This is a genomic window from Leptospira bouyouniensis (assembly GCF_004769525.1).
GTDB lineage: Bacteria > Spirochaetota > Leptospiria > Leptospirales > Leptospiraceae > Leptospira_A > Leptospira_A bouyouniensis.
This window is the reverse complement of record NZ_RQFT01000012.1, coordinates 323,388-345,933: the sequence shown is the minus strand read 5'-3', so window position 1 is coordinate 345,933 and position 22,546 is coordinate 323,388. Positions and strand designations below refer to the sequence as shown.

At 36.9% G+C, this 22,546-nt stretch carries 20 protein-coding genes, 1 other RNA gene and 1 pseudogene; 10 read left to right on the top strand and 12 right to left on the bottom strand.

Translation table 11 applies throughout. The features are described 5' to 3' along the window. Positions 1 to 36: 36 nt before the first annotated feature. Positions 37 to 426 (top strand): annotated as a pseudogene (locus tag EHQ43_RS19880) (nuclease-related domain-containing protein); the annotation flags it as partial. A 1,151-nt stretch (positions 427 to 1,577) separates the two neighbouring features. Here EHQ43_RS19880 and rnpB read toward each other — a convergent pair. After that, positions 1,578 to 1,927: RNase P RNA component class A (rnpB, locus tag EHQ43_RS15815), an RNA gene on the bottom strand. A 105-nt stretch (positions 1,928 to 2,032) separates the two neighbouring features. Between rnpB and EHQ43_RS15810 the strand changes: the two genes are divergently transcribed. Continuing rightward, entirely contained in the window at positions 2,033 to 2,479 is a 447-nt protein-coding gene (locus tag EHQ43_RS15810; protein ID WP_135771691.1) for an LEPBI_I1174 family sigma 54-regulated protein, read from the top strand. A 162-nt stretch (positions 2,480 to 2,641) separates the two neighbouring features. On the opposite strand, the gene msrB is transcribed toward EHQ43_RS15810, so the two are convergent. Next, on the bottom strand, positions 2,642 to 3,022 hold the full coding sequence (gene msrB, locus EHQ43_RS15805; protein WP_135771690.1) for a peptide-methionine (R)-S-oxide reductase MsrB: 381 nt from the start codon (positions 3,020 to 3,022) through the stop codon (positions 2,642 to 2,644). Positions 3,023 to 3,130: 108 nt separating this feature from the next. Here msrB and EHQ43_RS15800 point away from each other — a divergent pair, with 108 nt between their 5' ends. Genes EHQ43_RS15800 through EHQ43_RS15770 form a run of 7 tightly spaced genes read left to right on the top strand, consistent with a single transcriptional unit; the run spans position 3,131 to position 11,347 of the window. After that, positions 3,131 to 4,003 (top strand): Rossmann-fold NAD(P)-binding domain-containing protein, encoded by an 873-nt coding sequence (locus EHQ43_RS15800; protein WP_135771689.1) that lies wholly within the window; start codon positions 3,131 to 3,133, stop codon positions 4,001 to 4,003. Continuing rightward, positions 3,996 to 5,531: a hydroxymethylbilane synthase gene (gene hemC / locus EHQ43_RS15795; protein ID WP_135771688.1), complete on the top strand. Its 1,536-nt coding sequence runs from the start codon at positions 3,996 to 3,998 to the stop codon at positions 5,529 to 5,531. The genes EHQ43_RS15800 and hemC overlap by 8 nt, the downstream gene beginning before the upstream one ends. Beyond that, a complete protein-coding gene (gene hemB / locus EHQ43_RS15790; RefSeq protein ID WP_135741534.1) occupies positions 5,528 to 6,481 on the top strand; it encodes a porphobilinogen synthase in 954 nt (317 codons plus the stop codon). Before hemC ends, hemB begins: the two co-directional genes overlap by 4 nt. Continuing rightward, positions 6,478 to 7,755: a glutamate-1-semialdehyde 2,1-aminomutase gene (gene hemL / locus EHQ43_RS15785; protein WP_135771687.1), complete on the top strand. Its 1,278-nt coding sequence runs from the start codon at positions 6,478 to 6,480 to the stop codon at positions 7,753 to 7,755. Before hemB ends, hemL begins: the two co-directional genes overlap by 4 nt. A 3-nt stretch (positions 7,756 to 7,758) precedes the next feature. Then, a complete protein-coding gene (locus tag EHQ43_RS15780; protein WP_135741532.1) occupies positions 7,759 to 8,802 on the top strand; it encodes a uroporphyrinogen decarboxylase family protein in 1,044 nt (347 codons plus the stop codon). Next, a complete protein-coding gene (hemN, locus tag EHQ43_RS15775) occupies positions 8,799 to 10,139 on the top strand; it encodes an oxygen-independent coproporphyrinogen III oxidase (RefSeq protein ID WP_135741531.1) in 1,341 nt (446 codons plus the stop codon). Before EHQ43_RS15780 ends, hemN begins: the two co-directional genes overlap by 4 nt. Continuing rightward, positions 10,136 to 11,347 (top strand): NAD(P)-binding protein, encoded by a 1,212-nt coding sequence (locus tag EHQ43_RS15770; protein WP_135771686.1) that lies wholly within the window; start codon positions 10,136 to 10,138, stop codon positions 11,345 to 11,347. Before hemN ends, EHQ43_RS15770 begins: the two co-directional genes overlap by 4 nt. Here the strand turns inward: EHQ43_RS15770 and hemH are convergent. From hemH to EHQ43_RS15745, 5 genes are all read right to left on the bottom strand, one after another. Further along, positions 11,318 to 12,406, bottom strand: a complete 1,089-nt coding sequence (gene hemH / locus EHQ43_RS15765) for a ferrochelatase (RefSeq protein ID WP_135754966.1) — start codon at positions 12,404 to 12,406, stop codon at positions 11,318 to 11,320. The two genes, EHQ43_RS15770 and hemH, sit on opposite strands and share 30 nt — an antisense overlap. After that, positions 12,396 to 14,306, bottom strand: coding sequence for a type I DNA topoisomerase (gene topA / locus EHQ43_RS15760; protein WP_135771685.1), 1,911 nt, complete (start codon positions 14,304 to 14,306; stop codon positions 12,396 to 12,398). Before topA ends, hemH begins: the two co-directional genes overlap by 11 nt. Before the next feature lie 38 nt (positions 14,307 to 14,344). Next, positions 14,345 to 15,259 carry a cysteine synthase A gene (gene cysK / locus EHQ43_RS15755; RefSeq protein ID WP_135741528.1) on the bottom strand — a complete coding sequence of 305 codons (915 nt, stop codon included), beginning with the start codon at positions 15,257 to 15,259 and terminating at the stop codon, positions 14,345 to 14,347. A gap of 65 nt (positions 15,260 to 15,324) precedes the next feature. After that, positions 15,325 to 16,209, bottom strand: a complete 885-nt coding sequence (locus EHQ43_RS15750) for a HEAT repeat domain-containing protein (protein ID WP_135771684.1) — start codon at positions 16,207 to 16,209, stop codon at positions 15,325 to 15,327. Between the two features lie 41 nt (positions 16,210 to 16,250). Then, positions 16,251 to 16,799: a polyhydroxyalkanoate synthesis regulator DNA-binding domain-containing protein gene (locus EHQ43_RS15745; protein WP_012388157.1), complete on the bottom strand. Its 549-nt coding sequence runs from the start codon at positions 16,797 to 16,799 to the stop codon at positions 16,251 to 16,253. Positions 16,800 to 16,856: 57 nt separating this feature from the next. Between EHQ43_RS15745 and EHQ43_RS15740 the strand changes: the two genes are divergently transcribed. Further along, positions 16,857 to 17,720, top strand: a complete 864-nt coding sequence (locus EHQ43_RS15740) for a hypothetical protein (protein ID WP_135771683.1) — start codon at positions 16,857 to 16,859, stop codon at positions 17,718 to 17,720. Positions 17,721 to 17,744: 24 nt separating this feature from the next. On the opposite strand, the gene EHQ43_RS15735 is transcribed toward EHQ43_RS15740, so the two are convergent. From EHQ43_RS15735 to EHQ43_RS15715, 5 genes are read right to left on the bottom strand one after another with little or no spacing between them, the layout of a single operon-like run. Next, positions 17,745 to 18,518: a hypothetical protein gene (locus EHQ43_RS15735; RefSeq protein WP_135741525.1), complete on the bottom strand. Its 774-nt coding sequence runs from the start codon at positions 18,516 to 18,518 to the stop codon at positions 17,745 to 17,747. A gap of 17 nt (positions 18,519 to 18,535) precedes the next feature. Continuing rightward, positions 18,536 to 19,045, bottom strand: a complete 510-nt coding sequence (locus EHQ43_RS15730) for a TlpA family protein disulfide reductase (RefSeq protein ID WP_135754795.1) — start codon at positions 19,043 to 19,045, stop codon at positions 18,536 to 18,538. Between the two features lie 2 nt (positions 19,046 to 19,047). After that, complete coding sequence (locus tag EHQ43_RS15725) at positions 19,048 to 19,947, bottom strand: decaprenyl-phosphate phosphoribosyltransferase (protein ID WP_135771682.1); 900 nt, start codon at positions 19,945 to 19,947, stop codon at positions 19,048 to 19,050. Further along, positions 19,944 to 20,963 (bottom strand): hypothetical protein, encoded by a 1,020-nt coding sequence (locus EHQ43_RS15720; RefSeq protein ID WP_341867057.1) that lies wholly within the window; start codon positions 20,961 to 20,963, stop codon positions 19,944 to 19,946. Before EHQ43_RS15720 ends, EHQ43_RS15725 begins: the two co-directional genes overlap by 4 nt. Positions 20,964 to 21,016: 53 nt before the next feature. Beyond that, positions 21,017 to 22,543 carry a TrkH family potassium uptake protein gene (locus tag EHQ43_RS15715; RefSeq protein WP_135754794.1) on the bottom strand — a complete coding sequence of 509 codons (1,527 nt, stop codon included), beginning with the start codon at positions 22,541 to 22,543 and terminating at the stop codon, positions 21,017 to 21,019. Positions 22,544 to 22,546: the final 3 nt, after the last annotated feature.

Sequence of the window (22,546 nt, the reverse complement as noted above, 5' to 3'; positions counted from 1 at the left end):
TTAGAACCGAAACATCCAAGTTAACAGAACTAAAAAATGATTTATCCCAAACAGTTTCACGGAAAAACGAGAGACATCTCTCTAGAATCCCATTTTTACAATCGATTTGCAAAAGAGATTACAATTCCTTGTAATATTTATTATTCACTTACACTGATCACTCCTGATGTCCCGATGCGTGAGATTGATTTCCTTGTGGTATCTCCATATGGCGTGATCACAATCGAATTGAAAAATGGGAAATGGAGACAAAAAAAAGGTGAATGGGAATTTTATAATGTAAGGGGACGTGAGTGGGAACCAGTCCAAGGCAAATCCTATAAAAATCCCATTGAACAAGTTAATACCCAACGTGATATTATACGTGAATTTTTTAAAAACCACAACCAACTTGTTGATTTGTTTCCAAAAGAATATTATGATAGTGCCATTTTCTTTTTGAAAAATGAAAGGAAAGAATTCCATCTTCCCAATGACCAAAACTTATTTGTATTTGGTGGCAAAGAAGTAGATGATGAAACTAATTTGAATGATATCTTAGAATCGATATTTTATAGAAGTGGAAGAGAAGCCTTGCCTGACACAGTGCTTTCGAAAGCTCATGAAATCATTAAAAAAAATCTAAACTTTTTTCAAACCTTCCGTTCTCACAAAGAAAAAGAAGACGAGAATTTATTATTTTTTACGAAGGAACAATTTTCATTAGTAGAAGGGATTGGCAACTATCCTCATAATTTAGTGTATGGAAGCCAAGGATCCGGCAAATCGATATTATGCGGAGAGCTTGCACTTCAAAATGCAAGGAAAGGAAAAAAAGTTTTATTATGGCAGGGCGCAAAAGCCTTATATGAAATATGGAAAGAAGAACTCCTCCAAATTCCCGAAAAAAATAATATCGAACTCATTTCCAATTACCACGAGATAGAGCACAATCACATCGATATTCTTATCGTCGATGGAATCGAAGAGATCCTACAAGACAAATCTCAAAGCGATATCTTTTTGTTTTTGTCCAAATTATTTTGGGAGGAAAAAGAATGGATCCTATTTGTTTCCAGACGATTAAAATACACCTCCACACCATTTTTGGATTATTTACAAACACTACCGGTTCATATATGGGATATCAAACGAAACATCAGAAATTCACCTGAAATTGTTTCCTTTGCCAATCGACTGCTCAATGATTTTTCAGAATCACCAATTCAAAACAATTTCTCCGATATCCAATTTATCAAAAACGATGAGGATCTAACAGATCAAATTCGGTGGTGTTATGGGTATGCAAAAAAAGTATTAGAAATTGAAAATAATGAGATCGTTGTTTTGTATCATTCAGAAGAATCGATTAAAGAAAATGGACTTAAACAATTTTTGCTTGAGAATGATATGCGTCATTATTCCAACAAAGAATTTGCTGGAATGGAAGAAACATGTGGAATATTGATCGGATTTGAAAATTGGCACCTAACGGAAACCAAAACAGAATTAGCAGAAACCATTTTAAAAATTAGAAGTTTAGTTTGTGTATTTTATCCACCGAATGAAGAAGAGGTGATCCAAGGGATTCTAAAAAAAGGTGACTCTGGCCCATAAGCCGGATTCTGTTTTAGGCGATCATTTATCTAATGCTCTCTACCCACAACCTGGCGGGACAGGCTCATAACGGTTGTTTACTTGAGATTGCACATCGGAGGGTTTACACTGCCTTTGTTTTCACAAACAAAGCGGTGGGCTCTTACCCCACCATTTCACCCTTACCTACCGAAGTAGGCGGTATCCTTTCTGTTGCACTTTCCGTCCCTTCCTTTCCATTGCTGGAAAAAAAAAGCCCAAGCATTACTTGGTCCGATTGTCCCCTAGTGTCCGGACTTTCCTCCCCCCTCTTTCCTGTAGGAAACAAAAAGGCGATCGCTCGGCCAGAGTCAATTTCATGGAATCTGTGATTCTTTTGCCGTCGAGGAGTATTTCCTTAATTTGGCACAATTTATGCAATTTCATCCTTGAATTGAAAATGACAAGGAACCAACGTATGAAGTTTTACCAGATCGCTTTATTTTTCATCATTTCCATTGGTTTGTGGGCAGATCCAAGTTTGGACCAGTCAGTTGATGAAATCTTAAATCACACAAGGCTTTCTCGGATTCCGCTAGTAATCGCAGATTTGGAAACAAGATCCCAACATAAAATGGAAACAGGAGATTTAGTTTCTGCAAGGGATGATTTAAAAAAAGCAATTTTACTCAAACAATCGATTGGCATGAAAGAAACAGAGGGGAATGCACATCTTTTATTCCAAATGGCAAAATTGGAAACCAAATTAGGCCATAGTTGTGAAGCACTCCATTACACTTCCCTTGCCAATCAAATCGTAAAACGAGTAGGAATCCGTTCTGAATCCCTAGTCCTATCCAAAGGCAAAGAAACAACTGTAAAAAAATGGGAGACTTGTGAAGAAGTTTCCTGGTTGCAAGAATAGAAATACAACAGAAAGAGAGTTTTTGTCAGTTTACATTGAATGTAAAAATTGCTACCGAACGAATCAAATGTTTTAAATCAGAAGGAAACAACTCGGATTCCCATCGCTTTCAGGATTTGAAAATTGTCACTGAAAGCGAAAGGTCAAGAATCGATCTTTATCTTACTCTGACTTTTGAAATTTGAGGGAAGCAGAATTGACACAATAACGAAGTCCAGTTGGTTTCGGACCATCAGGGAATACATGCCCTAAGTGAGCGCCACAATTTTGGCACTGGATTTCCGTACGAACCATTCCATGTGACTTGTCTGTTCCTGTTGCGATCACTTCAGATCGAATGGGTTCATAATAACTCGGCCAACCACTCCCAGAATCATATTTAGATTCAGAGGAAAACAATTTTTCCCCACAACATACACAGAGGTATGTACCTTTTTCTTTGTGAGCATAATACTCACCAGTAAACGGCCGTTCGGTGCCTTTTTCTCGAGTCACTTGGTATTGAAGTGGTGTGAGTAACTCCTTCCAATTTTTATTTTCCATTCTAATCTTCTCCTTCCAATTGAGACTAAGTATCATTATCACATTTTATTTTTTTAGGAACTGACAATCTTGTGACAGTTACAACGATGTATTTGATAGAATAAAATTATGTGGTCAAACCTGATTCTACTCCATTCGACTGATCCCATTGTCCAACCTTTAGACGATTCGCGCCTAGAGGTTTGGCAAACTTGTCAAAGGTCTCTTGTATTCACAGACAAAAGGATTTTTCCAATCGAGACATCAGATCGATTTTTAAATGGATGGGAAGTTTACCATGGGTTTGATGCTTATCGATTTTTATTAGAAGTGGTTTCTGGCTTACGTTCCAAATTATTCGGTGAATCCGAAATCCAAGCTCAGTTTCGTGATCGTTTTCGAGAAGAAAATACATGTGGATCCAATTTTGCAGTTTCCCTACTCCGCTTGCGAGACCAAATCTTAGAACACACCAAACAAATTCGGTCCAAATACTTAACTGGGATCGGTAGACAAACATATGGAAGTATCACCGAATCTTATCTACAAAACCATAATGAAGTAACACTACTTGGCACCGGAAAACTAGTTGATTCGATTTTACCGTATTTAGTGTCCAAACAAAAACAAATTCGATTGATTGGAAGAAACCAAAATCGGCTAGAAGAATTAAAAAATAGTTTTCCTATCAAAACTTTTCATTGGGAAGATTATAAACCTGGAAACGAAGCCATTGTCATTGCATCAAGTTTTTTACCGTTTAACTGGGATGAGATGATCCACTCTGCTTCCCTCATTCTAGACTTCAGAGAACAATCTCCAAAAAATCATGGATACCGACATTATATTCCTCTCACTCAAATCTTAAACGATTTATCAGATACTGACGAACAAATCCAAAACGTTAAAATGGACTTACAATACTATCTTACGGAACTCACTAGGGAACGGGAGGAAGAACAAATACATATTATGAATGGATGGGAAGACTTACTTGTCTAAAACAATCAAAATAGGAGGAAGATCCTCCCTACTCTCTCGTATCCAAATCCACACAGTCACGTCTGCTCTCAAAGAAAAAAACAAAAATCAAATTTTCGAAACTTTCTTTAGTGAATCAAAAGGTGATAAAGACCTTACAACTCCTTTATGGCAATTTGCCGGTAGGGGAATCTTTACGAAGGATTTACAAGAAGACTTACTCAGTCATAAATTAGATATAGTCATCCATTCATTTAAAGATATGGACCTAAAAGAAAGAAAGGATACAACACTTATCCCTATATTAAAGAGAGAAGATGTAAGAGATGTTTTACTCTTTAAAAAAAACAAGTGGATCAATTTACCCAATGAAATTACAATTTTAACTTCTTCGCCTAGAAGAGAATACCACATCAAAGAATTTTTAAAGAACTACTTTCCAACTCCCATCAGTAACTTTGAAATCAAAATCGAATCAGTTCGTGGGAACATCCAAACAAGACTACGCAAATACTTAGACCATGAATCTGGTGGCATTCTAGTAGCAAAAGCTGCCTTAGACCGAATCGTAAACTTCCAAGATCCAAGCAATTTGTTGCCTGAACTAAAAGAAGTTAAACAGCTCATAAGGGAAACGATGAATGTTTCTTTATTTATGGTATTACCCTCATCTATTTTTCCAAGTGCCCCTGCACAAGGAACATTATGTGCTGAGATCAGAAAAGAAGACAAACACCTCGAATCCATGTTAGCTGAAATTTCAGATTTGGAAACCAAACAAACCTCAAACGAAGAACGAGAAATTTTATCTCGTTACGGTGGAGGATGCCATCAAAAAATTGGAGTGACTGTATTACATAGAGATTATGGCAAAGTTTCTTTCATTCGAGGGGTAACCGAAGATGGTCAAATTTTGCAGACGAAAGAACTATCCGGAAGCCCTAATTTAACATTTTCCAGAGACGAGGTATGGCCACCTAACGCAAAAATGGCGGCAAGACAGAGAGAGCGATTAACCTACTCCATTCCCAAGGATGTTGATGTCTTTGTATCAAGAGGTTACGCCTTTCCATTAGATTTATCGGTAAATCCAAGTAATCAAATCCTTTGGTCAGCAGGTCTTTCCACTTGGAAAGACTTAGCACTTCGTGGCTTTTGGGTGAATGGTACTTGCGATGGACTTGGGGAAAGTGAACCTCCTGAGATTGATTCCATTTTGGGAAGGAAAACCAAGTTTGTCAAACTTACACATTTGGATTCAGACAAACACTCGAGTATTTATCCAGTGATTCCCACCTACTTTGTTTCTGCTCCTGAAATTCCAATCCCCTTTGATACTTCCAAAATCAAAGCAGCTTACTGGCGGAGTGGATCAGAATTCGACATCGTTACCAAACGATACCCAGAATTATTAAATGTAATTCATTTCGTAGGACCAGGATCAACATTTCGTAAAATCAAACACACGCTAGGCGAAGAAGGCTCCAAAAACAAAGTATTTGTTTCTTTATCTTTTGAATCTTGGGTCGAGAGGTACATCAAACCATGAAAAAACAAACTCTTCGATTACGTTCCAACAAATACCTTCGTCATTTGAGTGAATCTGGTTCCTTAAATGTAAACAAAATGATCCAACCTTTATTCCTTGTGGAAGGGCTTATTGAAAAAGAACCCATCAAAGGATTACCTGATGTATACCGTGATACCAATCAAACAATTTTCAAACAAATTGAATCTGATTTAAAATCAGGAGTAACTCAGTTTTTACTGTTTATGGTTCCAAGTGAAAAATCAGATACAAGTTTCTCAAAGGATTTTTATCATACAAACATCAGTGCTATCAAATCAAAATTTCCTGAAATGTTTTTATGGTTAGATACTTGTATCTGCTCAGTAACGACAACAGGTCATTGTTGCCATTTCCATCCCAAAGGAACCATTGACTTACCATTAACCTTACAACGATTATCTGAACTTGCTCTGATTTATGCAGATGCTGGGGCTGATGGGATTGCTCCCAGTGACATGATGGACGGAAGAGTCGCATCACATAGAAAGATACTTGATGATAACAATCATATTCATGTTCCCATTATGAGTTATTCTACAAAGTTCAAAAGCCATTTTTATGGTCCATTTCGTGGAGCTGCTGACTCCTCACCACAGTTTGGCGACAGAAGTGGATACCAACTTGATGTGAGAGACAGAGACACTGCAATCCATACTTCGATCCGAGATAAAGAAGAAGGTGCAGATTTGTTAATGGTAAAGCCGGGTATGACAGCAATTGATTTAATCGGACCGATTAAGGACAAAACTGGACTTCCAACCGGTGCCTATCAAGTCAGTGGTGAATACGCAAGTCTTGCATATTTGGCTAAAGAGGGTTTTTTAGATTTTGAAGATGGTTTGAAAGAAACATGGGATGTGTTTCGCAGAGCCGGATCTTCGTTTTTAATTACATATGGTGCAAGGATAGCCAAGAGGTTGTATTCATGAATTCGGAATTATTATTTGAAAGATCGAAACAAGTGGTTCCTGGCGGAGTACATAGCCCCGTAAGATCATTTTCTTCCGTGGGTGGTACACCCATTTTTTTTACTGAAGCAAATGGCGCCTATCTTAAGTCAGTCGAAGGAAAAGAATATATCGATTATTGTTTGAGTTTTGGTCCCCTTCTTTTCGGTCATAGAAATCCGGAAATCCAAGAAGTGGTCGAAGATACCGTAAAGAAAGCCTGGTCATTTGGAGCTTGTGAACCTTATTCTCTGGAACTTGCCGAATACATCACGGAACGTCTACCCTGGGTTGAAAAAATTCGATTTGTAAACTCAGGTACGGAAGCCGTGATGAGTGCTCTTCGTGTCGCAAGAGCTGCAACTGGAAGGAATAAAATTTTAAAATTTGACGGTTGTTACCATGGACATTTAGACCAACTACTAGTGAAATCAGGATCAGGTCTTGCGGGCCTCAGTTCTAGTGATAGTAAGGGAATTGGGCCAGAAATCATTCAAAACACACTTGTATTACCATTAGATGACGAAACAAAACTGGAAGAATTATTCCAAAGGGAAGGATCTAATATTGCGTGTTTGGCGATCGAACCTTTACCAGCTAATTATGGTTTACTGCCACAGAGAATTGAATTCTTAAAAAAATGTCGTGATCTTTCAACAAAATATGGAGTTCTACTTCTTTTTGATGAAGTGATATCGGGTTTCAGAGTTTCATTTCAAGGGATGGCTGGTGTGACGGGAATTGTCCCTGATTTGGTTTGTTACGGAAAAATCATTGGAGGTGGTTTCCCTGTTGGTGCTTATGCTGGTAAAAAAGACTTAATGGACCTTGTAGCGCCAAGTGGACCAGTTTACCAAGCAGGAACCTTATCTGCCAATCCCATTGGAATGAGAGCTGGACTTAAAACTCTCACAAAAGCTTGGACAGAAGATCCTTATACTAAATTAGAAAATGCCACCAAACAACTCACAGATGGAATTGTAAAAATTTTATCTGAAAAAGGTGATTCAAATTGGGAAGCTGTGACTTTTGGGAGTTTATTTTGGTTAAAGTCAAAAACAGAAAATCCAATTCGAACCATAAATCAAATCCCAGAGTCACATAAATCCAATTTTGCAAAACTCTTCCATAAACTCTTAAACCAAGGAGTTTATCTTGCACCAAGCGGGTATGAAGTTGGATTTTTATCAACGGCACATACAGTCGATATTATAAACAGAACTCTCGAGAAAACAAAACAAGCATTAAAGGACTAATCTATGATCACAACCAAATACTACAATGAACGATTTGCCAATGCGATTCAGTTAGTCCCCCAAGATGTTCCTCCAATTTGGTTTATGCGACAAGCGGGAAGGTATCATTCCCACTATCGTAAACTGAAAGAAACTTATAGTTTTATGGAATTATGTAAAGAACCTGAACTGGCAGCAGAAGTAGCATTAGGCCCAGTAAAAGAGTTTGGTTTTGATGTAAGTATATTATTTTCTGACTTACTTTTTCCACTTGAAGCATTGGGAATGGGACTTACATATGATCCAGGTCCTAAACTCTCATTTTCACTCACCTCCACTTCTGATTTCAATAAACTAAAATCAGTGGAGGAAGCGATCGAAGGATTACACTTTCAAAAACAGGCAGTGATTCGTACACGTGAAGTATTACCGAAAGATGTATCTTTAATCGGATTTGTTGGTGGACCATTTACACTCATGACTTATGCAAGTATTGGCAAACATGATGGAAACCTAGCTTTTATTAAAACAAACCAAAACTTTGTAGATGGTTTTTATTCGATTCTACTCCCCCTTCTGAAAAAAAATATAGAATTACAACTGCAAGGTGGCGCAGAAGTCGTCATGATGTTTGATACAGCCGCAGGTATGTTAGACCCAATCAATTTTCATCGTTACGTAACAGAGCCAATATCAGAACTTACAAAAATGTTCCCAAATCAAATTGGATACTATGCAAAAAATTCCACAGAAGAACAGATTCGCCAAATACACTCAATTTCAGATTTAGTTGGATTTGGAGTTGATCATCGTTTTTCGATCCGTACCATTTTACAAGAATTTGGTGGGAAAGGCTTCATCCAAGGAAATTTTGACCAGGAATTATTGTTTGCAGAGCCAATAACCCTCAAACAAAAAATTCGCGAATATCTTTTACCAATAAAAGATTTGGACCCAAAAGATCGGGTTGGTTGGGTCGCAGGTCTCGGCCATGGTGTATTACAATACACACCTGAAATTTCGGTCCATACACTCATCGAAGAAACACGAAAGGTGTTTAGTACATGAAACACTTACTTGAAAAATATGATACACCAGCACCAAGGTATACAAGTTACCCTACTGTTCCATATTGGACTGATTCACCAACAACTGAAGAATGTATCCAATCTTTAGAAACATACCTTTCTCCAGTTGAATCAAAATTAGCTATTTACCTCCACATTCCGTTTTGCGAAACTCTTTGTACATTTTGTGGTTGTAATACTTCAATCACAAAAAACCACTCAGTAGAAGAACCCTATGTAAGTGCTATTCTGAGAGAATTAGAATTATACTTAAAAAAAGTTCCTTCCCTTAGAGGAAAAGAGCTCAGTGAACTTCATTTAGGTGGAGGAAGTCCTACATACTTATCTGATTACAACCTTCAATCTACGATCGAATTCATTTTGAATCAGTTGTCACAAGCAAAAGACTCGCAGTATTCAATCGAAGTAGATCCAAGAAGGACACGAGTATCCCAGCTCAAACTTTTAAAGCAATTAGGTTTCAAACGTATAAGTTTAGGAGTTCAAGATTTTGATCCAGAAGTCCAAAGGCTTGTCAATAGAATCCAACCTTTTGAACTCACTGAAAACATAACATTAGAAGCAAGAGCACTAGGGTTTGATTCGATTAACTTTGATTTGATTTATGGTTTACCTAAACAATCACTTGACTCCATGAAATACACAATGGAAAATACATTGAAACTCAAACCAGATCGGATTGCGTTTTATTCTTATGCTCACGTTCCTTGGATAAAGGCTTCCCAACGATTATTCACCGAAAATGATTTACCTGAGCCTACACTCAAACGCGAGTTATATGAGACAGGAAGAGCTATTCTTGAAAAAGAAGGTTATCGTGAAATTGGTATGGACCATTTTGCACTCCCTCATGATAAATTGTGGAAAGCTTTTCATTCAAAACAATTACATAGAAACTTTATGGGATATAGTGATTCCAAAACAGACGTTATGTTAGGACTTGGATCTTCTGCCATTTCGGAAACTCCAAATCTATTTTTTCAAAATATTAAACTCGAAATGAAATATCGAAAATCTCTTTTTGATAGCTCATTACCAATTCTACGTGGGCATAAACTAACAAACTCAGACCAATTGAGAAAACAATTGATATTGGCTCTAATGACAACTTGGAAAGTAAATGTCCCACACGAATTACAAAATCATGTGAAACCATTCCTAGCTGAAATGGAATCTGATCATTTGATAGAGTGGCAAAATGATACACTTGTGATCACTGAAGCAGGGAAACCTTTTTTACGTATTGTTGCAATGGCATTTGATGAAAAACTCCAAGTGAACCAACCATCGAAACCAGTATTCTCAAAAGCAATATGAATGAAGAAATTTTTATTTATGGTGGAGGGATCACAGGTTTATTCGTTGCATACCACCATGTTAAAAAAGGAAATTTTGTAACACTTTTTGAAGAAAAAAGTAACCTTGGTGGTCTGATTGGGACCAGAAGAGAAAAGGAAGGACTCGTTGAACTTGCAGCAAATGGAATCCTCTTAACCGATGATATCAAATCGATGTTAAATGATATTGGCCTCTCCCCAGTATTCCCTAAAAAAGCATCAAAACGTAGGTATTTTTGGATAAACCAACGACTATCACAATTCCCTATCTCCATATTTTCAGGAACAAAACTTCTATATTCAATCTTTCTCAAAAAACTAAAATTTGATTCCAGCTTAAATTTTGAATCTTGGAGTTCTGGGATGTTCGGTTCTTCTGTGACTAAAAACATAATTGAGCCCGCATTAGGTGGTATTTATGGAACAAGATTATCAGAATTGCAAGCAGAGACTATCTTTTCTCAATGGAATGGGAATGGTAAAAGCACCATTTTCCAAGAAATCAAAAAAAACAAAAAGAAAACTTATGGAACTGTTTCATTTCCTAATGGAATGGGTGATTTGGTTTGCCATTTAGCAGATTATCTTTCACCGAGAATCCAAATTAAAACAGGAGTTTCTCTTTCTAATATCGATGAAATTCAGAATTTAAATGGAACTGTTCGCATTTGTACTTCATTAAAGAAATTATTACCATTACTTGAGCCTTTACTTAGAAAAAATGAAGTTCCCAATTTACTAACAATCTCCACCATCACTCGGTTTGGTGAAACTAAACTCACAAAAAAACCTTGTTTTGGTGTTTTATTTGGAAAAAACGAAGGAATCCAAGCACTTGGTGTTTTGTGTAATTCGGATATTTTTGAAGGAAGAGTGGCTACCAATTTACACTCCGAAACTTGGATCTATCCAAAGTTAGATGGTGGAGAAAACAGAGACCTATTAAAGTCTATAGTTGAAAAAGATAGAGCCACCATCACAGGGAAACAGGAAGAGTCAAAAGCATTTTACCAGACCACTTGGGAAGGGGTATTCCCAGCGTATGACAAAAAATTATACCTATTCAACGAAACATTAAATCGACTTGAAACTGATTGGAAATCAAAAGGAAAAGATATCAAATTTTATGGCAATTACCGAAAAGGGATAGGACTTCGATCAATCTTTGAATCGACAATGTCGGAGTGATTCACCACCTTTCTCTTTACAAACACAGTGTTTGATCCCCGAATCGGTTTGTTTTACTTTATCCGCAAGGAATTGTATAAATTCTGGGTAAACGCTTAAAGTAGGAATTCGAACAAATGATTTTCCTCCTTTTTCCCATGTTAACTCCTTAAATTGTTCGCCTATTTCTTCCAATGTCTCAAGGTGATCACTGACAAAACTAATTGGATAAACAGCAATATGTTTTCCTTGTATTGCTAGCTCGGTTATTTTTTGGATTGTACTTGGTTCTGTCCACTTCGCAGGCCCCACCTTACTTTGGTAAGATATATGAATATTCCCTCTATAACCATATTTTCTAAGTTCATCAGTTATACCTTTCACAGAAAGTTCCACCTCTTCCATATATCGATCTCCTTTTTTAACAAGTCGCATCGGTATACCATGTGCTGAAAAAACAAGATCAATATCTTTCCAATCACAATTGGGTTTATCATCTGGATAATGTAAATATTGTTCGGGAAAAAGTTGGTTAGTAAAAAAATCAGAAATAAATTGAGCACTAATTTGATGGAATTTTGGTTCTAGACCAAAATGAGGAACGTAACCACCACTGCCAACTGGGCATTCAGAAAATTTTGATTCTAAAATAGATAAAGTTGATAACACAGTTGACCTTGAAAACTGAGGGTATAACGGAAGATAAATGGTATCTGGTCCTGGTTTAGTAAACTTGGGATCCCTAATGTTTGGGTAGGCACAAGCCATTGCCACCAATACTTTCCATTGCACTCTTGAATCGTTGTTTAAAATTTTTTCTAATGCTAAAGCTTGTTTTTCTGTTTCTTCTACTAGTGGAGACCCACCGCCAAAACCCATTGATGCATAAGCAGTTTGTACTTTCGGTGCTCTTTTTTTCGCAATAAATCGTGCCAAACGAATACGTAAAAATTCTGGCAATGGCAAATCAAAGACGAAAGGATCTGAGAATAAATCTTTTAAAAATACTTCAATTTCAGCAGGAGTTCTAGGACCTCCCAAATTCACAAGGACCAACGTTTTTTCTGGTTTATTTGTCATAGGTGATGTAGTCACAGTGAGGGTAACGCGAACAAAAATAAATGGTTTTTCCATTTTTGCCAAGTTTGGTTTTCACAAATCCTTCTAAACACTTTGGGCAAGTTTTACTCTCAACAAATCTTGGACTCTCTTTCTTTTGCGAACCTCGACGGAGAGATTCTTTTTCGAAAATCGGATTCTTTAACTTCGAAGTTTCTTTTTGGTTTGTAATCGCTAATGATGGAGATTCTAGTTTTTTTCTGGGGGACTTTAATATCTTTTTCAATAAATCATAAAAAGATGATACTAATTTCACCCTAGATTCTTTGTTATCAGTGATTTGGTCGAGCTGAGATTCTAAATCTTTTGTAAATGACTCTCCTATCAAGTTTTGAAAATTCAAAAACAAATAAGCATCAACTTTTAAACCAAGCGCTGATGGACCAATGTTTTTTTGGTATTCAACGATGTATTTTCTTAATTTTAGAGTGTCAAGAATGGTCGCATATGTAGATGGACGACCCACCCCTGTGTCTTCCATTTTTTGAACCAATTTGCCTTGCGTATAACGGAGTGGAGGTTCCGTTTCTTTTTCATCCGCGGAATACGATTGGTAAAAAAAACGATCTCCCAGTTTCGCAGTTATATTTGTTTTTTCAAGATTTTCCTTTGGAAGTGGAAAGTTTTTGAATCCCGGATCATAAATTTTTTCAAAGGAATACTCAAACATATGTTTCCCAACTGGAAATTCATAAATGACTTCCTCACCTACTTCCGGTTTCATCAGTGAAGTTAAAAATCGCTCCCAAATTAATTGGTATAATTTCCCTTCGTCGATCGATAAAAACGATCGTATTTGATTTGGTGTAAGATTAGGATCAATAGGAGTTATCGCTTCATGTGCATCTTGTGAAAATTTTTTTTGTTTTGTCTGACCTTTATTTACTTCCGATAAAAGATTCGGATAATGTTCTTTTAAATATCTCTCACCTAACTTTCGTTTTTTCTCAGATACCCTTGTGCTATCAGAACGCATATAAGTAATAAGTCCGACAGTTTCACCTGAATGTAATTTTTTTCCTTCAAAAAGACTTTGGGCAATCCGCATCGTTTTTTTCGAATCAAATTGAAACTTTCGAAAACTGGATTCAAGCAAACTGGCAGTAGAAAATGGCTTTGGAGGGTTACGTTTGATTTTTTTTGTCTTAATTTTTGTTAATGTTAATTCCTTGAATCGGGATGGTTCCGGTAAAATTTTGATATCGGATAAAATGGCTTGAATGTCATTGCTTTTAAGTTTATCTTTTGAAAGGTATTTTAATTCAATTGGGTTTTGGTTCAAAATACCTTGTAATTTCAACTGGAAGTAGGTTTCTTTCGAGAAGTTTTGAATTTCTTTTTCTCTTTCGCAGATCCAATGTAAAACAGTCGATTGGACTCTTCCAGCTGAAAGTGATGGAATTTTTAATTGTCGCCATAAATCGGGAGATACTTCGAAGCCAAAAATTCGATCAATCACTCTTCTTGCTATTTGTGATTCAATTGCTTCATAACTTAATCCTAACTTCTTTTGAATTTGTAAATTTACTTCCTCTTTTGTAATTTCTTTTAGTCGCAGTCGATATATAGGTTTTTTTAACTTGGAAAGTTCATCAAAACAATGTTTTGCGATAATTTCACCTTCGCGATCTGGATCACTCGCTATGTAAATACAGGATGATTTTTTAGCTTTAGCGATAATGGTTGCGAAATGGCTTTTTTTACCTTTTAACCACTCATATTCAGGTTCAAATTGGTTTGAGATATCCACCCCATAGGTTTTGGGGGGCAGGTCTTTGATATGACCTTTTGTCGCCACAACCATCCAATCCTTACCTAAGTAAGAAGTGATGGTTGCCGCTTTGGTAGGTGATTCGACAATTAATAGATTGGTGATATTATAATCCCATCAAACTTTAGTTAAACGAAAAGTCCTTCAACTGATAAGTATCGTTCTCCAGTATCATAACAGAATGTGAGGACTTTTGAACCAGCTGGGATCTCTTTTAGTTTTTTAGAAACAGCAGCAAGGCTTGCTCCTGACGAAGTTCCGATGAATATTCCTTCTTTTTTTGCAGCAAGAACTGCCATCGTGAAGGATTCTTCTTTTCCAACCGTGATAATTCCATCTAATAATTCTGTTTTACAGTTTTTAGGAATGAATCCAGCGCCTATCCCTTGTAAAGGGTGTGGTCCTGGTTTTCCACCACTGAGGACTGGAGAACCTTCAGGTTCTACTGCAAACACTTTGAGTTTAGGAAAACGTTTTTTTAAATTTTCTGCACAACCAGAGATATGCCCACCTGTTCCAACACCAGTGATAATGTAATCCAAACCGTCAGGGAAATCTTTTGCAATTTCTTCGGCTGTTTTTTCTCTATGAACCTGGATGTTTGCCTCGTTTTCAAACTGTTGTGGCATCCAAGCATTCGGATTGGCGGCTACCATTTCTTGCGCTTTGGCAATGGCACCGGGCATTCCTTTTTCTCTTGGAGTGAGTTCAAATTTTGCACCATATGCTGCCATGATACGACGTCTTTCAACAGACATATGTTCCGGCATTACAAGAGTGATCGCATAACCTTTGACAGCTGCAACCATCGCAAGGCCAATCCCTGTATTCCCAGATGTTGGCTCAACAATGATAGAATCTTTTTTTAATTTTCCTGATTTTTCTGCGTCTTCGATCATAGCAAGAGCAATCCGATCCTTTATGGACCCACCTGGATTTTGTCTCTCTAACTTCATATAAACTTCGTGATCGGTTCCAAACAAACGAGTCAATCGAACATGTGGTGTATTACCAATGGCTTCTAGAATACTATTAAATTTCATAATTTCTCCGTTTCAGTCACATATTTATAGAAAATCTAGATTTGTCCACAATGAAATCATTGGGTTTAAGGGTTACGAAATGAAATTAAGAAATTATAGTCTTCTTTCATTTGTGTAAGGACAACTGGGTGATTTTCAATCTCGATCGCCTTTTCCAAGTAAGGTGCAGCGATTCTTAGATCAATTCTTCTTAGCCCAACCGATGCTTTTTTTCTCACTTCAGGGTCTTTATCGGAGAGCATTTCCGTGACCGACTTAAAGTTCTGGTTCGGTAATCGTTCAATCCCTACAATTGCCGCCAAAATAGAAATTTTTGTATAAGGAATTAGTTCTTTTCCAAGTGTTTCCGCAAGATTAGTCAGATATTCTTTTCGATTTGATTCATACATCGCATCTGCGGCTGAACTTCGGATATAAAAATTTGGATGGGACAAAGCTTGTTTGAGCGTGGATCCGGAAGTTTCCGTGTGAGGCAAAGAACCTAATGCCCGTAATATTTCTCCACATGCCAAAACCATTGAGATTTCTCCGTCTTCATAAAAATATGGACTGGAATTGGAATACCGGTCGGCAACTCCATCGGTGATTTTTCTCTGTTTTGGAGGATTATATTCTACAATGGAGCCAGATTCTTTTTGAAACACTTTAATCAGGACTGGAATTGCAATGGAATCTCCCTTTTTACTTAAAGCTTTTGCTGCATAAAATTTTACAGCAGGAGCATTGTTTTCACTCGTCGGAAAATTGGGATTTCCTTCCAAGGCAGAAAGAATATCTCGTAAACCCTTGTTTGATTTAATAAACGTTAGCCGATCTATGGCATCTCGGATTTCAAATAGATCTGAAGAATTTAGACGTTTCCTTTGTGTTTCAAAAAAGATATCCTCTTGTTCTGAAAAGAGACTGGCATTTAGCAAAACAAAAAGTAAAAGAACAGATTGGAATTTCATTCATTTCCCCCGAAATTGGAGGACATTCTAACCGATTTTGGTTAATTTTCTTTTAATTTTTCTGCGACTTCTTTTAATTTTTCGGAGAGGTCACCAAGTGTAGCCTTGTCTTCTTCCAAAATGGATTGGCTGAATTTTTCCAAATCCTTTTGGATTTGCTCCTTTTTTTCACTCGCGCGGGAGGCCATTTTGCGGAGTAAATCCTCTCGGTAGAGGCTAAAATCAACCTCCTTCAATTCCCCAAGTTCCACCATAGAATTGACAATTTTTTCCAATCGTTCCCGTGTCAGGTAATTGGCTCCTATCCCCCCGAGCACCAATCGTTCAAAAAGACCAGATACATCTCGGCCTGTTTCTCGGATAAGCGACGTTAACATAAAATTTGAAAAATCTTCGTTTCTCTGGCCAAGGCTGACTTTTAAAAAAGTTTGGCCTAAAATCTTGGGTGTGATGTCTTCTCCGGAAAGGTTGTCTTGGACTTTAATCTCTTCACCGCCAATGATCATCTTTGCCACATCCTCTAATGTGATTGTGGAACTTGTTTCTGGATCATAGAGCCTGCGGTTTGCGTATCGCTTGAGTAGCTTCATTGGAGATGCTTTTTAAAATGACTTTCAAGCCTAGGGGGTCAACTAAAATACAATCGTATGGACTCACTATTCGGTGCCGTTTTGACACAACTTCCTGAACTTGAAAAAAACCTCATCATTTCATGGTTACAAGTAAATGGTCTCGTAGTGAAAGAATGTACAAGTAAAAATTGGAAAGATTTTCCAGACTGCGTTCGTCTTTTTTCAAAACCAAGTCCAGAACTAGCGAAAGAACTTTTGGATTGGAGCATCGAACCAATCTTATGTGGTAAATTCACAAATGAAGAAAAAGAAAAATTTAAAGCGGCAGGTGTATCAACTCTTTGGGAAAAATCATTTTCTAATATCCATACGTTTTCTATCATTCCATTACCAGATAAAAAATTAACCTGGGTAGTTTGCACAAAAAATCCAATCCTTGATCATAACATTTCGATGTTTTTGAAAACAATGGGTTTTTTGGTTTATACGGAAGGAAATTCTGAATTTTTGATCAAAAGATTGTTAGTTGGTCCTTGCCATTTTTTAATTTTGGATTGGGATCAAATAGATGCCAAAATACTTGTTCCACATTTGCAAAAAATAAAAGGCGAAAAACCATTTTTATCGATTGGAATCAAAGACTTTAACAAAGAACATCTATATCGCGATTTAAAAATGGGTATCAGTGGGATTTCGGAAGTTCTTATCGACAATCAAGATTTTTGGAAAGTATTATTGGAAAGTTTTCCTTTAACGGCAAATTTGGATGTTGAAAAAAGCTGGTCCGAATCTGCGAAGACAGTATCCAAATTAACATTTTCCTTCCAAGAAAAACATATCCCCGTTTCCATGAAACAAGTTGATACAACCATCATTTCGGCTTTGCCACTCCACCAAGAATTAAAGCATAGGATCGATTTATTTCGTTGGTTGGTTTAGATCAAAAGTAAGAGTAAATTCCTTTCATTCGAATAACAACATATCATCACTCGAAAGTTCGCCTGCCCCTCGATTCGGGAATGCTTGCTCAAAAAACAAAGCTGCTAATAAATCAAAGTCTTCATCTTCATCTCTCTTTTCTAATTCCCAAAGTTCATTTCGCCGTTTGATAAGAAGAGATACTGTTGCATCTTCGAGAGCAAAATCAATTTTCAATCGGTTTAAGGTACGGATCCAAAAGTTCAAATTGTATATGCTATAGTCTCGAAAATAGGTCAATCCTGCAATGGTTGGTTCGTATTTGAGAAGTGCCTCTGTTAAATAACACGCAGTTTTTAAATCTTCTGTGGCTCCAGTTTCTTTAAAGTTTTTATAAATATGATGGATGGACTCATGCATTGACATTGTAGAATGATAAGAATCTTCAATCAATCGGATTGAGTCTGGAAAAGATTCCATATAAGCAAAAATATCAACAATTTCTCCCTTTGATTGTGCGATTTTTCTTGCCGCATCACATTCATCATCAGTGGTTTTAGGATCCACTAACAAAATAAAGAGATACTTGGTTTCAAATGCAAAACGTGACTCTTTAGGAATGTAGTATTCAATCCAAATTGGTTCTTTATAATAATCAATGGATTCTTGGAAACTGAGTTCTGGTGTGACTTTGAGTGATTTGAGTTTCTTTACGTCATCAGTGATGACCTTTTTCCCTTCTACCCTTGTTTTACTTCGTTTGATTTGCCGGAGTTCCGACTTATTCAAAAGCGGTTTGGGTTTGAAGCTCGAGTCCATGTTATACTATCGACATTTTAAAAAAAGCGCAAAAGAAAAGAACGGATCCAAAACCCGATTGGACTCAAAATCCCCGAATCTGAAAAAATTACCTTTCCATCATGGTTGAGAAATAAAGTCGTAGGGTATGCAGAAATCCTCCACTCTTTTAACATTCGGTAATCTGCAGTGTAAATGGGATATGGTGAATCGGCTGTCAGTTGCGAAAGGATTGATTTAGTTTCTTCTGAATCTTCTGATTCTAAAACGGATAAAAACATCGTGTCTTTCGGCAAAAACTTTAAATTTGCTTCGAGGATGGGAGTGTATGCCTTACAAACAGTGCACCAAGTGGCCCAAAAGTAAACTACCTTCGGGTGTCCTTTCCAAGAATTAGCTTCAGTTGGAGTTGTCGCAAGCGCTTCAATCGGCATTGAGGGATTTGTATCCCTCGCCTTAAAATAGGCAAAACCTAAGGTTGCCGAAAAAAAGAAAACAAAGGCAAAAAACACCTTCCAACCATACGGTAACTGTTTCCAGATTTTCATCTCTAATGGTAGACTGGTGGATGGCCCGAGAAGTTCCCAAACATCAAAAATAAGATCAGAACAAGCCAAATAACTCCAGAAGCAAGCACACTCATATCGGTCAAAATGGCCATAGTTGGGTTGTGGCCCATATTTTTAATGTAAATGATGTATAAAGAACGAAAAATAGCATAAACTACAATGGGCACTGTGTACACCATATAAGGAGTCCCTAAACTTTTAGCAGTTTCAGGACTTACAGTATACATTACATAGCTAACTAATGTTAATGTAGCAACAACTGCCATCATCAAATCAAGGAATTCAATCGAATACTCTTCTAAAATTTTACGATGTTTGCCTGCATCTGTTTTTAAAATGTTTATTTCACCTCTCCGTTTCGAAAATCCCCAAAAAAGAGCTAACATAAACGTACATAGTAACAACCAATGTGAAAATTCAACACCGATGACAACTGCACCAGCAATTGCTCGGAGTACAAATCCAATGGAGATACTCATCACATCTAAAATCACAATGTGTTTTAAAACCTTACTATATAACATGTTGAACAAAAGATAAAAAATAGTTAGGTAAAAGAAAACAGGCGAAAGTTTATAAGATCCAATGAGAGCAATGGGTAGGATCACACCTGTGATCGCAAGTGCGATACCAGAATCCAAATCTCCACTTGCAAGTGGTCTGTGTTTTTTTTCAGGGTGTGTCGCGTCTTCTTTTTGGTCTAAAAAATCGTTAAAGACATACTGACAACTTGCCACTAATGAAAAAAACAAAAATGCCAAACATACTTTTGTAAGAGAGGGTATATCGAAGATCCTTTTTGAAAAAATCAATCCTGCAAACAAGATGACATTTTTGATCCACTGAGGGATCCTCATAAGTTTTAAATATAAATAAATCATTTTTTCTTCACTTTATGGGCTTCTATATATTTCATTTTGAGTTTAATCGTTTTTGCAGTTTCTAATGTAGGAAATACCAAAAGGATTTTTGGATCCCTACCAATCGAAATCATCTCAACCAACTCACCTGGTACTTGTTTGCTTGCCGTTTTAATATCATCTATTTTTAAAAAATCTTGGTAATCTTCAGGAAGTAAATTTTGGCTCACCGTAATCTTTTTAGAATATAAAACCTTTCCGTTTTTATCCAAAATTTGGATATCATCCAGAGCAAATCGAATCCCTCTTTGTTCCAAAGGATCAATCCTCAAACCTCCAAATTTTGCCATCGAATCAGGAAGTGTAAATGTATACTCATTCCAAACCCCAACTCCCGTTTTTGATACAGGCAAAGAAACCATAACTGATTCCGATGTTTGTGGATGATCTTTATCAAGGAATGGATACAACTTGATGGATTGGTCCTTCATCACAGGATATTTATATTGATAATACATTACGCTAGTTAATGCCAATATAAAGATTGAACTTAACAATACGATTCTGATTTTTCGAATGGTTTTAAACTGATCTAAACTTGTGAAAAATTTTGATCGGAATATTTTTTCCGATTCCTTAATAAGGAAATCATAAGTTAACAAACATCCATCAAATGCATCGTTTAACTTTGATTCTTCGAGCATGTTGGTATATTGATAATTCTTTAAAAATTCAAATGCCTTGGATTTTGATTCAGGAATTTGAAAGAGTGACAAATCACCATCTTTAGGGATTTCTCTATTTCCAGTTAAATTTTGGTAGAAGTTCACTAAGTCATATACAAGGTATTGCATTAAAATGTTGGCATCTTCTAGTTTATCATTGGAAATGAGAATCTCTAGCGATTCTAACCGAGACTCTATTTGGCTAAGTTTTTGTTTTTTAACTTTTTTGAGAGACTCAAATTGATTTTCTTCTTCAGACAGAACGGGTGATTTCCAATTCGAGAGGATAATTTCCTTCAATGATATTTTCACAACTACCAATCCTTACTTTCCCTATAAATACTAAAACTGATTTTTCCCTTATTTTAACCGACTTGGATTTTTACGCCGTCGTCCACAGTTCCCATTTTGGGAACGCCTGAGTGTCCAGTGGCAGCAATCAGAACAGTAAAAATGCCAACTCGACCCACATACATCACAGCAGCATAAAATATTTTTTCAATATCACCCAATTGAGAAGTTAGGTTTAAACTATAACCAACTGTCGAAAAGGATGATATCAATTCAAAAAATATGACGTGGAGTGAATGTTGGTTTTGGTCTAAAATTCCTAATAAAATAAATACAAATGCAAGCGCAACTGTCGCAAGAAAATAAACCCGAATTGCCACCGCTACAGAGTTTTTAGAAACGATTTCACCAAACAACATCACTGGTTTGGAAGGTTGGATCACATTTTTTAAATAGGCAAGTAACAATACGAATGTTGTGATTTTGATACCTCCAGCGGTACCTTGAGGTCCACCACCGATAAACATCAGTACAGTGATGATAATGACAGTTGCATCATTCAAATGACCTAAGTCCATGGTGGAAAATCCAGCAGTTCGAGAACAGACAGACATAAAAAAAGCATTGGATATTTTATCTACAAGCTCCATCCCATGAAAAGTATGTGGATTCGAACGTTCTAAGAAATATATCCCAAGAAAACCAAACAACAACAAAGCGAACGATCCGTACACCAAAAGTTTGGATTGGATCCGAGTGGTTTCTCCCCGTAAGTGTTTATTGTATTCTTCAATTCGGTTTTCTAAGATGGCAGAAAATTGTGCCGGTAATAAAAGAAATCTGGGCACATTCCCTGTTTTTAGGGCTTTTTCCATCATCAAAGTTTCAGCCACAACTTCAATGCGGTATACGATACGGACAAAAATTGTCAGAAGGACTTTTTCCAATAAGATGATTACCGGAAATCCAATCCCACCAAAAATCACAAGGCCTGATACAATATAAAGAGAAAATGGATCAAGCCTTAAAGCACTCAAATCATCTGTGATCGAAAAACCTGCGTTATTGAATGAAGAGATGGACGTAAACAGAGAAAAAAACCAACGAGTGTTTTCTCCTTCGACTCCTTCTGGCATGTGAAGGTACAATCCAATTGCGCCAAGGATTTCGATCGAAAACGAAATATTGATGATCGAAAGTAAAATCCGATTCACTTCATTGGTGGCAAGTGATTCCGTTTCCGTTTGTGTGTCAATGGCCGCTCCCACAAATGCATTAAAACGAGCATTCCTAGAAATCCCTTTGGTGATGAGAAAGCCAACAATCACAGTAAAACTGATGATCCCAAGTCCCCCCAGTTGGATAAGGAATAACATAATCCAATGGGTAGAGGCATTGAGACTGGAAAGTGGGATAGGAGAAAGTCCAGTCACACAAATCGATGAGGCTGAAAGGTAGAGACTATCTATATAAGACAACTCTCCTGCCTCGGATATGTACAAGCCAAAAGATCCTAGGAAGATAGCGGCAAAAAAACCGAGGCACACAACTCGGGCAAATGACAAAGTCCGAAAAAATCGTTTGAAACGAGCAAGTGGCATATT

Bases quoted from the DNA above. Each gene is read 5' to 3' on its own strand.
- hemH (WP_135754966.1), bottom strand. From the start codon at position 12,406: ATGACAAATAAACCAGAAAAAACGTTGGTCCTTGTGAATTTGGGAGGT.
- EHQ43_RS15735 (WP_135741525.1), bottom strand. From the start codon at position 18,518: ATGGACTCGAGCTTCAAACCCAAACCGCTTTTGAATAAGTCGGAACTC.
- EHQ43_RS15715 (WP_135754794.1), bottom strand. From the start codon at position 22,543: ATGCCACTTGCTCGTTTCAAACGATTTTTTCGGACTTTGTCATTTGCC.
- EHQ43_RS15725 (WP_135771682.1), bottom strand. From the start codon at position 19,947: ATGATTTATTTATATTTAAAACTTATGAGGATCCCTCAGTGGATCAAA.
- EHQ43_RS15810 (WP_135771691.1), top strand. From the start codon at position 2,033: ATGAAGTTTTACCAGATCGCTTTATTTTTCATCATTTCCATTGGTTTG.
- hemL (WP_135771687.1), top strand. From the start codon at position 6,478: ATGAATTCGGAATTATTATTTGAAAGATCGAAACAAGTGGTTCCTGGC.
- hemN (WP_135741531.1), top strand. From the start codon at position 8,799: ATGAAACACTTACTTGAAAAATATGATACACCAGCACCAAGGTATACA.
- EHQ43_RS15745 (WP_012388157.1), bottom strand. From the start codon at position 16,799: ATGAAGCTACTCAAGCGATACGCAAACCGCAGGCTCTATGATCCAGAA.
- EHQ43_RS15800 (WP_135771689.1), top strand. From the start codon at position 3,131: ATGTGGTCAAACCTGATTCTACTCCATTCGACTGATCCCATTGTCCAA.
- EHQ43_RS15730 (WP_135754795.1), bottom strand. From the start codon at position 19,045: ATGAAAATCTGGAAACAGTTACCGTATGGTTGGAAGGTGTTTTTTGCC.
- EHQ43_RS15740 (WP_135771683.1), top strand. From the start codon at position 16,857: ATGGACTCACTATTCGGTGCCGTTTTGACACAACTTCCTGAACTTGAA.
- msrB (WP_135771690.1), bottom strand. From the start codon at position 3,022: ATGGAAAATAAAAATTGGAAGGAGTTACTCACACCACTTCAATACCAA.
- EHQ43_RS15780 (WP_135741532.1), top strand. From the start codon at position 7,759: ATGATCACAACCAAATACTACAATGAACGATTTGCCAATGCGATTCAG.
- EHQ43_RS15770 (WP_135771686.1), top strand. From the start codon at position 10,136: ATGAATGAAGAAATTTTTATTTATGGTGGAGGGATCACAGGTTTATTC.
- cysK (WP_135741528.1), bottom strand. From the start codon at position 15,259: ATGAAATTTAATAGTATTCTAGAAGCCATTGGTAATACACCACATGTT.
- EHQ43_RS15750 (WP_135771684.1), bottom strand. From the start codon at position 16,209: ATGAAATTCCAATCTGTTCTTTTACTTTTTGTTTTGCTAAATGCCAGT.
- hemB (WP_135741534.1), top strand. From the start codon at position 5,528: ATGAAAAAACAAACTCTTCGATTACGTTCCAACAAATACCTTCGTCAT.